The sequence below is a fragment of the Mucilaginibacter sp. PAMB04274 genome (assembly GCF_039634385.2).
GTDB lineage: Bacteria > Bacteroidota > Bacteroidia > Sphingobacteriales > Sphingobacteriaceae > Mucilaginibacter.
The window spans coordinates 5,325,961-5,338,111 of sequence record NZ_CP155081.2 but is presented as its reverse complement, the minus strand read 5'-3'; the positions used below and the strand labels follow the sequence as shown (position 1 = coordinate 5,338,111).

The window sequence follows — 12,151 nt, the reverse complement described above, 5'->3', positions numbered from 1 at the left end:
ATGAAACATAACTATCATAAAATAACGGTTTTAGCCCTGTTACTGGTGGTTGCCTCAACCGCTTGTAAAAAAAGCTTTTTAGAAGTAATTCCTAAAGGAAAACTTGTTGCACAAACCTCTTCAGACTATAGCCTGCTTTTAAGTAACCTCGATCTTTTGAATATGGGCGCCGCTAATGTGCAGGTTGCTATGGGTGATGAAGTTGCTGCAATTGAACCGCACTTTAGTACGGGCTTGTCGGCCTCATTAAAAACGCAGAGGAGTTTTCGCTGGGAGCCTGTTATTTACGAAGCCAACGAAGATGCCGGTGAAACACTAGTGCCGCTTAGGAATATTTACCTGTACAATAAGGTAATTAACGAAGTGCCCAATGCAACTGATGGTACTGCTCAATTTAAACTTCAAATTGAATCGGAAGCCAGAGCAGGCCGGGCATGGGCTTATTTCATGCTCATCAATTACTACGGAAAACCCTATAATGCTGCTACCGCTGCAACTGATCCTGGATTTCCTATTGTAGAGGTGGCCGATGTGACTACAACAAAGTTTGACAGGGCCAGTGTGAAGGACGTGTATGATTTTATCATCAAAGACCTGGTAACAGCCATACCTAACCTTACACCGCAGGTAGTTAACAGAACTCGCATGTCAAAAGCAGCAGCCGAAGCTATATTAGGGAAAGTATATCTGTTTATGGGGCGTTATAATGATGCACTAACCATGCTGAATGCAGCTTTTACCGACATGGCCAACCAGGGTACACCGGTTAAGTTGTATGACTACAATGTTGAATTTGCAACCGGCGGTGTTTTTTTACCAATAAACGCCACCTCGGGCCCGGCTTCAATTTTGTTGCCCAACAACGCGGAAAGCCTTTACTCTAAACAGTTTGCAAACGGCTTTACCAGTTCATATAACGATATTGTAATCACACCGCAAACGGCAGCCCTGTTTGGTGCTTCAGACCAGCGTTTAAAATTTTATGCCAATTCTACTTACAGTACCAAACTTCCTTTTCCGGTGGCAGGCGTATTACGAAAACAAAAAAATTCGCAAACCTTGTTTGGCATGCAAGTGCCCGACCTTTATTTGCTGAGAGCCGAATGCCGGTGCCGCACAAATGACCTCACTGGTGCCAAGGCAGATGTTGAGGCATTACGCGTAAAACGTATGCCGGCTGCTGATGCTACTGTTCCGGCAGCTATTGCCAACCAGCAAGTGGCGCTGCTCAGGTTTATTTTGGATGAACGTATCCGCGAGTTTGCTGTTGAAGGTTACAGGTGGTTTGATATGAGGCGGCTTTCTGTAGATCCGCTGTTCTCCTCAACCACTTATACGCATACGCTGTATTCGGCAACAGGTACCACCACTACTTTTCAATTAAAGCCCGAACGTTTGACACTGCGCTTACCGCAAAAAATAATTGATCAGAATCCTAACATCGAAAACAATCCATAATTGATGATTGATATGAATTTCAAAAAAACAATATTGCTAGTGGCCGGCTTATGGCCGCTAGCTTTAATGGCACAAAGCGGGTATACCATAACCGGTAAAATGCCGGCTTTAAAAGTGCCGGCCAAAGCTTACCTGGTTACCATTCAAAAAGGAGCCTGGAAAGAAACCGACTCGGTAGAAGTAAAGGGCGGTAAATTTCAGTTCAAAGGCAGTGTTAACGAACCGCAGCAGGCCATCTTAGCTGTTAAGCGAACCGGTGTGCCTGAGGTTCGTACTCAGGGCGATCAGTTAGGCTTTTTCCTCGAAAATTCTAATATTGTATTTACTGCTACCGACTCTATCATAAAATCAAAGGTAACCGGCTCGGTTGCCGATAGAGAAAGTCATGAGCTGGAGGCCCAGGTTAGACCTTTAACCAATAACATTATAAGGCTTAATAATAAGTTCTCCAAATACAACAAAGCTTCCGCAAGCTTAACTGCCGAAGAGCGAAAGATAGCATCAGACAGTGTAGCCAATTGGGTTACCGAGATCAGAGACATTAAGTTGAAGTTTGTAGAAACGCACCTTAATTCGTTTATGGGGTTGTATACTTACAGTTATTCAATTTTAGGCAGTAAGTTTAACCCGGCTGCTGTGGAGCCGCTGTACCATAAGCTGTCTCCCCAACTGCAAGCATCAGAGCTGGGCAAGCGTACAGCTGAAAAAATTGAGATTGCCAAAAGAGGTCAGGCAGGTATAAAGGTTACCGATTTTACCCAAAACGATGTTAATGGTAAAGCCTTCACATTGTCTTCATTAAGAGGAAAGTATGTATTGGTTGATTTTTGGGCCAGCTGGTGCGCGCCCTGCCGTGCCGAAAACCCCAATGTGCGTAAAGCCTACCAAGCCTTAAAAGACAAAAACTTTGAGATTGTAAGTGTATCGTTAGATATGGGAAAGCCGCAATGGGTGGATGCTATTAATAAAGATGGTATGCCCTGGATTCATGTAAGTGATTTAAAGGGCTGGAAAAACGAGGTAGCAATTTTGTACGGCGTTAATTCGGTACCGCAAAACTTGTTAATTGACCCTCGGGGTGTTATTGTGGCCAGAGATCTTCGTGGGGATGATCTAACAGCCAAGCTCTCAGCATACATTAAATAAAATATCTGCTATACGTACGATGATGAAGAAAGTAATGATAACCCTGCTGTGCGCATTGCCATTGATGGTGCATGCACAAGATAAGTTTGAGATCAATGGAAAGCTTACCAATCCGAGTAGCGAAAAGCTTGCCATACTTAGCTACAAAAACAGCCAGGGCAAAGATAAGAGTGATACAGTAGCCGTTAAAGCAGGTAAATTTGTGTTTACCGGCGAAACAGCATTTGGCAACAGGGCCTATCTTATATTAGTGCCAAGCAAGAAAGATAGTGTTAAGGCCCGCCGCCAAACCGATTACAAAGATTTTTATCTGGAAAAAGGAAAGTACACGGTGGTAGCTGCTGATAGTATCAAAAACGCAAAAATCACCGGTGCCCAGGCCCAAACCGATTACCTTGCTTATGATAGTCAAATGGGACCGCTATCGGCCCAGTATCAGCTATTAGCCAACAGGTATCTGAAAGCCAGGTCGGCAAAAGATACAGCCGAAATTAAGCGGATACAAACCGAAGGTAAACCTTTAGGTGTTAAAATGAATGCGGCTTTAGATGCTTTTATCTTTAGTCATCCCGACTCCTACGTGACGCTCGATTTGGTAGCTAACGAAAAGGCTGCAGTTATAGACCCTAAAGTTTTTGACCCTTACTATAAATCGCTTAGCAAAAGGGTGTTAGCTAGCTTTACCGGGCAAAGATTGGTAGCTAAGTATCAGAAAGCAATGCAGTTATCAATAGGTAAAACGCTTGATTTTACCCAGATCGATGACAAAGGTAATGAGTTTAAGCTGTCGGCATTAAGAGGCAAATACGTATTAGTTGATTTTTGGGCAAGCTGGTGTGCACCCTGCCGTGCCGAAAACCCTAATTTGTTAAAAGCCTACCGTACACTGAAAGATAAGAAGTTGGAAATAGTAGGAATTTCCTTAGATGAAACCAAGGCTGCCTGGTTAAAAGCCGTAGCGCAGGATGCTATGCCGTGGATACAAGTAAGCGATTTAAAAGGCTTTAAAAATGATGTTGCCGTTAAATTTGGCATCACCGCAATTCCTCAAAACGTATTAATCAACCCCGAAGGTGTAATTATTGCCAAAAACCTTCGTGGCGAAGACCTTACCCAAACATTGTCGACCTATATTAAATAAAAGGCATTAGTAAATACAATTATGAAAAAAATATTTTTTGCAACGCTGTGCCTGCTACCATTTTTAGGAAAGGCACAAAGCGGCTACACCATTACCGGCAAAGTAGGTAACTTGAATGCGCCTGCCAAAGCATACCTGGCCTATATGGTGGATGGTAAGCGGGTTGTCGATTCGGTAGAGATGAAAAATGGTACGTTTGCATTTAAAGGATCGGTGGCATCACCGGTACCGGCGGGCATAACCATCAGGCATGATGCTGCCCCATTAACCAGGAATATGGATATTTTGGGTTTGTATCTCGAAAACGCCCGTATTATGGTAAACGCCCCCGACTCAGTTAAACGCGCTTCTATTAAAGGCTCTGTTATTAATGATGACAATAAAGCGCTGAACGAATATATTAAGCCTTTAAGAATTAAAATGAATGCCTTAAAGGCAGCATGGACTGGTGTTAAACCACAACCCGAAAATCCGCTTTATGTTAAAGCGGCTGATAGCTTACGGAATATGATTGCCGAAGAAAAGGCTTTGTACAAGAAATTTATTGAATCGCACCCTAACTCCTATGTCGCTTTAGTGAGCTTTAACAATATAGGATTAGGTTATAATTTCGATCCAAAAGTTGCAGATGGGCAATTCAATAAGTTTTCAGCAGCGCTACGCGAATCGGCACTGGGTAAACAAACGGCCGAAAAGATTGCCATTGCCAAAAAGAAAGATCTAGGCGTATTAGCAATGGACTTTACACAAAATGATGTAAACGACAAACCGGTAAAACTATCTGACTTTAAAGGCAAATATGTATTGGTTGATTTTTGGGCAAGCTGGTGCGCGCCCTGCCGTGCCGAAAACCCTAATGTTGTAAAAACTTACAATCAGCTAAAAGGTAAAAACTTCGAAATTATTGGTGTATCGTTAGATGATAAAAAGGCGGCTTGGTTAAAAGCTATTGAAACGGACGGACTGCCCTGGGTACAGGTAAGTGATTTGAAAGGCTGGAAAAACGATGTTGCCCTTAAGTATGGCGTATCTGCCATTCCCGAAAACATTTTGATAGACCCCACCGGAAAAGTAATTGCCAAAAACCTGCGCGGCGAGGAACTGATGACTAAGCTATCCGCCCTGGTAAAATAATACCGGTTAGCCAATATTAGCCTCTACAGGCTAATAACATTAATGTATATCCAGCATGACCCATTGGGTTATACCGGATATACATTATCAGATAGGATAAGCCGTATCGCTTTTGGTTTCCGACAATACAAAAAAGCTTTGTATAGAATGAATATTAGGAAGTGTGGCTAATTTATGCCGGTAAAAATCGTGGTAAGCGTTCATGTCGCTGGTGGCAATGCGCAATAGAAAGTCGAAGGTGCCGGTCATCTGGAAGCATTCCATTACTTCGGGAAATTGAACCACCTCATTTTCAAACTGACGGAGCGTATCTGCCGCATGCCCGTTTAAAAGTACCTGGCTAAAAGCAATTAACGATTTATCAATTTTTTTGCTGTTTAAAATGGCTACCACCCTATCAATATATCCTTGTTCTTTTAAGCGTCTAATCCGTTCATGAACCGTAGCAATTGACTTATGCAGGGTGAACGAGATCTCTTTATTGGTCAATTCAGCGTTCTTCTGTAGTAGATTAAGTATGTCTATATCTGTATTGTCCAAACCCTTTATGGTCATAATCATAAATCGAAATCCGTAAAAAATTTAGTAAGCGATCCAAACTGTAACTTACACTGTAAATAATATAAAAATATAAGCAATATTCCGTAAAATTTATGGGTTTTAGCGTAATCATTGATGCATAATTTATATATGTTGATTTTTACTGTAAATATTTATAAGCGTGAACGATAGTCTGACAGCTGGTTTGAGTACCGAACTTGAAAGTAAATTTAACAACCTTTGGCACCTAGTAGGTAATACACCTATGCTGGAATTGCAGTACCAGTATAAAGGTAAGTCGGGGTGCATTTATGTAAAATGCGAACATTACAATTTAACCGGCAGCATTAAAGACAGGATGGCTTTATACATTATGTACAAGGCCTACCTTAATGGTAATGTAAAGCCTGGTGATACCATAGTAGAGGCTACCAGTGGCAATACAGGTATTGCATTTGCAGCAATTGGCCGTGCATTAGGCCATTCGGTTAAAATAATTTTGCCTAACTGGTTAAGCAAAGAGCGCATTGATATAATTAAAAGCATGGGCGCCGAGGTTATACTGATTAGTAAAGAGCAAGGAGGTTTTTTGGGCAGTATAGCACTGGCCGAATACATGGCTAATGAATTTTCAAATATATTTTTACCACAGCAGTTTGAAAACCTTTACAATGCCGAAGCCCACGAAACAACCACCGGCCCCGAGATATGGCAACAGCTTGCAGGCATAGGTAAACAGCCAGACGCCATTGTTGCGGGCGTTGGTACCGGTGGTACCATTATGGGTATAGGTAAATACCTTAAAACCCAGCAGCCGGGAATAAAGATCCATCCTTTAGAGCCGGCCGAATCGCCAACGCTAACCACCGGTCATAAAGTGGGCAGCCATCGTATTCAGGGTATATCTGATGAGTTTATACCGGCCATTGTGAAATTGGATGAAATGGATCAAGTTATACAAGCCCATGATGGTGATGCCATTTTGATGGCGCAGAAGCTAGCCCGGCAATTGGGCTTGGCGGTAGGCATATCATCAGGTGCAAACCTAATTGGCGCTATCAAACTGCAAGAACAAATGGGTTACAACGCGACCATTGTTACCATGCTTTGTGATGATAATAAAAAGTACCTGAGCACAGACCTCATGAAGGACGAGCCCGTTAAAGAAGGCTACCTGTCTACCAACGTTAATTTCACCGGCTATCATCCTATTAGCCGACTTAAAGACACATACATAAAATAATTTGTTATAAATGAAAAAGATGTTATTTATAGCAGCAACCATACTGGTAAGCCTGCAGTTACACGCACAAATATTAACTCCGGTAAAATGGAGCTACGGCAGTAAAAAAACCGGAAAAGCAGAAGCCGTGATATTTGTTAAAGCAACAATTGATGCGGGATGGCACCTGTACTCACAAACCGTTAAAGAAGGCGGCCCGGTAAAAACCACTTTTACATTCGCAGCATCGCCGGCATACACACTGGTTGGTAAAACCCACGAGCCGGCTCCTATTACCCGTTATGAAAAGGTGTTTAGCATGAATGTAAGCTTCTTTGAAAAGCAGGTTATATTTCAGCAAAAAATTAAATTGAAAGCCGGTCAGGCTACTGTAAAAGGCACGTTAGAATATATGACCTGCAATGACAAGCAATGCCTGCCGCCCGAAACTATCGAGTTTAGCATCCCTGTTAAATAAGCAATGACCCTTCAATTTAAACACTTATACCGGTTGCTATTAGTAACCTTAATGTTATCGACGGGTTTGGCTGTAAATGCTTACAGCCAGGATACGGTATCAACAGCCAATTTGGAGTTTTCGCCCGTTACGGCTGATACGGGCAACGCTATTATTATTAAAAACAGCGACACCGTTAAGGAAAAGGCTGTAGCGCAAAAAAACAATCATACAACGGCATCCAAAACAGACGTAAAAAAATCATTATGGGCCATATTCATCGCCGGTTTAATAAGTGGTTTTGCCGCCGTGCTGATGCCTTGTATTTTCCCAATGCTGCCCATGACGGTAAGTTACTTTATAAAAAGTGGAGAAAGCAAGGGAAGCGGGGTTGGCAGGGCGCTCATTTACGGCATTTCTATTATTGTTATTTACGTAGTGCTGGGGTTAATTGTAACGGTCATATTCGGGCCGGCAGCGCTTAATAGCCTTTCTACCAATGGGGTATTTAACTTTCTGTTCTTTTTAATGCTGGTGTTATTTGCCGCTTCTTTTTTAGGCGCTTTCGAAATAACGTTACCCAGTTCATGGGGCAATAAAATGGACCAGCAGTCGGACAAAGGCGGCATGGCGGGTATCTTTTTTATGGCGGCTACCTTGGCGCTTGTGTCTTTTAGTTGTACGGGCCCTATTGTGGGCTCGTTATTGGTGCAGGCTGCAACTACTGGTGCGTTATTAGGGCCTGCGGTAGGTATGTTTGGCTTTTCGCTGGCGCTGGCTATACCGTTTGTGCTGTTTGCTATGTTCCCGGGTATGATGCAGTCGTTACCCAAATCAGGCGGCTGGCTAAATAGTGTAAAAGTTGTATTAGGCTTTTTGGAACTTGCCTTAGCTTTCAAGTTTCTTTCTAACGTTGATTTGGCCTACCACTGGAAACTGTTTGACCGTGAAGTGTTCCTGGTACTTTGGATTGTCATTTTTGCCCTAATGGGCTTTTATTTGCTGGGCAAGTTAACCTTTAGCCATGATAGTAAGTTGCCGTATATTTCGGTGCCCAGACTGTTTTTAGCCATTGTCGTTTTGTCGTTCACCATATACATGGTTCCGGGCTTATGGGGGGCGCCGCTTAAATCCTTATCAGGGCTTTTGCCGCCGCAGTCAACGCAGGATTTTGACTTGTATACGGCTACCCTGAATGGTGGCGGACGACTCAGCACGTCATCTTCCCATGAGCAGGCACCACATAAATATGCTGAGCTTTTTGATAAGCCGGCAGGCTTAAACCCTTATTTTGATTATGATGAGGGTATGGCGTATGCAGCCAAAGTGCATAAACCCGTGATGATTGATTTTACCGGACACGCCTGCGTTAACTGCCGAAAAATGGAAGCCAGTGTTTGGACCGATAAAGAGGTTTACCAGCGCATTAGCCAGCAATATGTGCTGATACAGCTATACGTTGATGACAAGACCGATCTGGCACAAACCGAACAAATTACTACACCGCAGGGAAAACAAATAAAAACTATAGGCAACAAATGGAGCAATCTGGAAGCATCAAAGTTTCAGGCTAATTCGCAGCCTTTTTATGTACTGTTGGATAATAGCGGCAATTTGCTGGTACCGGCAGGCGGAGCAGATTATGATCCGGTTAGTTACCTGAAATTTTTAGATAGCGGTTTGCAGGCTTACCAAAAGTTGGGCAGGTAATACGCTTTTAATGACCACAATAATAGACTATTAAATAAACACATTGTACTGGCTGTTAGTGGGCCAGTCAAACGTAATTGATACCATGCAATTAAAAAACATTTACCTGGCCATTGCCGGAACTTTTTTATTAACCGGCCATGTGCTGGCACAAGAGAAACCATTGCCGCTGGATCCGGCGGTGCGTACCGGTAAGCTGGCCAATGGCTTTACCTATTATATCCGTCATAACGAAGAACCAAAGAATCGGGTTGTATTCTATCTGGCGAACAAAGTAGGGTCGATTTTGGAAACAGACGAGCAGCAAGGGCTTGCGCACTTTATGGAGCATATGAGCTTTAACGGTACCAGGCATTTCCCCAAAAATGCATTGGTTGATTATCTGCAAAAATCGGGGGTACGCTTTGGTGCTGATCTGAACGCCTACACCAGTTTTGACGAAACAGTTTACCAGTTGCCCCTACCAACCGATAAACCCGAGATATTGCAAAACGGCATCCAAATAATGCGAGACTGGGCGCAAGATGCCACGCTGGATCCGGTAGAAATTGACAAAGAACGTGGTGTTATACTGGAGGAAAAACGGCTGGGTAAAGGTGCACAAGAGCGCATGCGCAATCAGTATTTTCCAATGCTGCTTAACCAGTCGCGCTATGCCAGCAGGCTGCCCATAGGTACCGATGATGTACTGAAAAACTTTAAAACCGAAACGCTTAAAGCATACTACCATACCTGGTACCGCCCCGACCTGCAGGCATTGATTGTGGTGGGCGATATTGATGTAAACCAGATGGAGCAAACCATCAAAGATAAATTCGGCGATCTGAAAAACCCGGCCTCTGAGCAACCACGGATTGAATATAAGATACCGCTAACCGGCCAGAATAACTTTCAGGCCGTTACGGATCCTGAAATGACTTCCATTGTGGCGCAGGTAATCATCAAACTTCCTGGTAACCATTTAACAACCGTTTCAGATTATAAAGCAGAAATTGTTAACAGGCTTTTTAATAACATGCTTGGCGCTCGTTGCGCCGAATTGTTGAGGCAAGCAGAACCCCCTTACATTCAGGGCGGCGCATACATTGGCGATTTTTTAGGTGATCTTAAAAATTTTAGTGCAAGTGTATCGGTTAAACCACAAGGGCTGGAAAAGGGACTGAAGGCTGTATGGCGCGAAATTGAAAGGGTTAAACGCTTTGGCTTTACCGCTACGGAGTTAGCCCGTGCAAAACAAAGCTTCCTGAACCAGATGGAGTCATCTTTAAAAGAAAAGAACAAAACGAGTTCAGACAATTATGTAAATGAATACCTGGCTTACTTCTTAAAAAACGAAGCTGCGCCCGGTATCGATGCCGAATATGAACTGGCTAAATCAGCCTTGCCGCAAATTGATTTAGCCGAACTAAGCAGGGTAGTTAAGTCTTACATTCGGGAAGATAACCGCACCATCCTGCTAATGGCGCCCGAAAAGGATAAAGCCGGATTACCATCTGAAGCAACAGTAACTGCGTGGTTAAAGGATGTTGAAACCGAAAGCCTTAAGCCATACAATGATCAGGTAAGTACACTGTCTCTACTTACTAAAGCACCGATATCTGGAAAAATCATTAAAGAAGTAAAGGACGAGCATTTAGGAACAACCACGTTAACGCTTAGCAATGGTGTTAAAGTGGTGCTAAAACCAACACCATTTAAAAATAATGAAGTTCTGTTTAATTCATTTTCTGCCGGGGGGACATCGTTATACAATGATGCCGACTATCAAAGTGCTGCTAATTCATTAATTATTCCATCGTTTGGTGCAGGCAATTATAATTTGACAGAATTAAGCAAATTTTTATCTGGCAGGCAGTTAGCGGTTCAACCGTATATTGGTGAGCGCAGTCAGGGAATTACCGGAGGTGCAACTCCAAAAGACCTGGAGACGGCCTTGCAACTCGCGTATGCTTTTTTAACTGAGCCCCGTAAAGATGTAAACCAATTTCAAAGCATCATTCAGCGTTCTAAAGCAGCCTTGGCAAACCGGGGCAGCGATCCGGGTACGGTTTTCAAAGATTCAGTGAGCGCATTTTTGGGTAACTATAACATACGCCGCACACCGCCAACACTGGCTAAGTTAGATCAGGTAAACTTGGACAGGGCCTACCAAATTTATCAGGAGCGTTTTGCTAACGCCGCAGGCACGGTATATACCTTTGTTGGTGCTATTGATATGGAAGCTATTAAACCCTTGCTTGAAAAGTATGTAGCATCATTACCGGCAAAAAGCAGTGGAACGCAGGCTAAAGACCTGCATATCTACCCTCCAAAGGGACGATTTGAAAAAAATATTTACAAAGGCACCGAACAAAAAGCGACTGTGCAGTTATTTTTTACCGGCGATTTTAATTATACCGATAAAGAAAAATTACAGTTAGATGCATTGAAAGAGACATTACAGTTTCGGCTGTTGGAACGCCTGCGCGAAGAAGAGGGCGGCGTTTATACACCTGGCGCTTACGCTGGGGCAAGCAAAGTTCCTAGTCCGCGTTATAGCTTCGTAATTACTTTTGGTTGTGCGCCGCAAAATGTCGACAAGCTGATAGCATCATCATTAGATGAGGTAAATAAATTAAAAACGCAGGGTCCGCCCCAGGTAAATGTTGATAAGTATAAAGCCGAAGCGCAACGCAGCCACGAAACCGAAGTTAAAACCAACAAGTTTTGGTTAGCTTACTTAAGCGGAGCCTTACAAAACAATGAGTCACTCACAGGATTAGATAACTATGCAGCTAACCTGCAATTTATCACTACCGAAAGCTTAAAAAGTACAGCCCAGAAATACCTAAACGGAAAAAATTATATCAGGTTTGTGCTTATGCCCGAAACCGAACGGCGTTAAACGGCACCTAACTAGTAAACATTGCAAGTAATCACATTAGGCAAATATCTATAAGGCTCTCGCAAATAGTTTTTCTAAGGAACAGGCAAGGTAACTTGTTGATAGTTTAATTTGATTGCAACGTTCTTAAGGTAATGGAAGAGTGTCAACTTTTGCCAATTCTATTTTCTAACAAAAAGAGCCTCTTAAACATATTTGAGAGGCTCTTTTTTTGGATTATTTTTTCTGTGTATGTAGGGCGGATAACGTAAAGCTTTTTACACACACTTACTGTTCGTTTTATTCTGCTATAATCTAAGTGAGCCTAAGAGATAACCATAGTATCACAATTCTTTTTTCAATAGAGAAGTATGAAAAAGCAGAAAGTCAACAGTTTATCAACTTGATCTTAACACATAATTAATGTGCTGTTTATTAACTGGGATGAAAAGCGCATTAAAATGCGTTTTCTTGCACGGT

Annotated in this window: 9 protein-coding genes; 8 read left to right on the top strand and 1 reads right to left on the bottom strand. The window is 42.7% G+C overall.

Features of this window, described 5'->3' with window-relative positions; genetic code table 11:
* From ABDD95_RS22830 to ABDD95_RS22815, 4 genes are read left to right on the top strand one after another with little or no spacing between them, the layout of a single operon-like run.
* Nucleotides 1-1,458: a RagB/SusD family nutrient uptake outer membrane protein gene (locus tag ABDD95_RS22830; protein ID WP_345949678.1), complete on the top strand. Its 1,458-nt coding sequence runs from the start codon at nt 1-3 to the stop codon at nt 1,456-1,458.
* 12 nt (nt 1,459-1,470) lie between these two features.
* On the top strand, nt 1,471-2,604 hold the full coding sequence (locus tag ABDD95_RS22825; protein WP_345949677.1) for a TlpA disulfide reductase family protein: 1,134 nt from the start codon (nt 1,471-1,473) through the stop codon (nt 2,602-2,604).
* Between the two features lie 19 nt (nt 2,605-2,623).
* A complete protein-coding gene (locus ABDD95_RS22820) occupies nt 2,624-3,745 on the top strand; it encodes a TlpA disulfide reductase family protein (RefSeq protein WP_345949676.1) in 1,122 nt (373 codons plus the stop codon).
* Nucleotides 3,746-3,766: 21 nt separating this feature from the next.
* Complete coding sequence (locus ABDD95_RS22815) at nt 3,767-4,879, top strand: TlpA disulfide reductase family protein (protein WP_345949675.1); 1,113 nt, start codon at nt 3,767-3,769, stop codon at nt 4,877-4,879.
* Nucleotides 4,880-4,966: 87 nt separating this feature from the next.
* Here ABDD95_RS22815 and ABDD95_RS22810 read toward each other — a convergent pair whose 3' ends face one another.
* Complete coding sequence (locus ABDD95_RS22810; protein WP_345949674.1) at nt 4,967-5,440, bottom strand: Lrp/AsnC family transcriptional regulator; 474 nt, start codon at nt 5,438-5,440, stop codon at nt 4,967-4,969.
* A 160-nt stretch (nt 5,441-5,600) separates the two neighbouring features.
* Here ABDD95_RS22810 and ABDD95_RS22805 point away from each other — a divergent pair, with 160 nt between their 5' ends.
* The 4 genes from ABDD95_RS22805 to ABDD95_RS22790 all read left to right on the top strand — a co-directional run bounded on the left by ABDD95_RS22805 (nt 5,601) and on the right by ABDD95_RS22790 (nt 11,692).
* Nucleotides 5,601-6,662 carry a PLP-dependent cysteine synthase family protein gene (locus ABDD95_RS22805; protein ID WP_345949673.1) on the top strand — a complete coding sequence of 354 codons (1,062 nt, stop codon included), beginning with the start codon at nt 5,601-5,603 and terminating at the stop codon, nt 6,660-6,662.
* 10 nt (nt 6,663-6,672) lie between these two features.
* Nucleotides 6,673-7,119 carry a protein-disulfide reductase DsbD domain-containing protein gene (locus tag ABDD95_RS22800; protein ID WP_345949672.1) on the top strand — a complete coding sequence of 149 codons (447 nt, stop codon included), beginning with the start codon at nt 6,673-6,675 and terminating at the stop codon, nt 7,117-7,119.
* A 3-nt stretch (nt 7,120-7,122) separates the two neighbouring features.
* Complete coding sequence (locus ABDD95_RS22795; protein ID WP_345949671.1) at nt 7,123-8,808, top strand: cytochrome c biogenesis protein CcdA; 1,686 nt, start codon at nt 7,123-7,125, stop codon at nt 8,806-8,808.
* Between the two features lie 85 nt (nt 8,809-8,893).
* Complete coding sequence (locus ABDD95_RS22790; RefSeq protein ID WP_345949670.1) at nt 8,894-11,692, top strand: insulinase family protein; 2,799 nt, start codon at nt 8,894-8,896, stop codon at nt 11,690-11,692.
* The last annotated feature ends 459 nt before the right edge of the window (nt 11,693-12,151 follow it).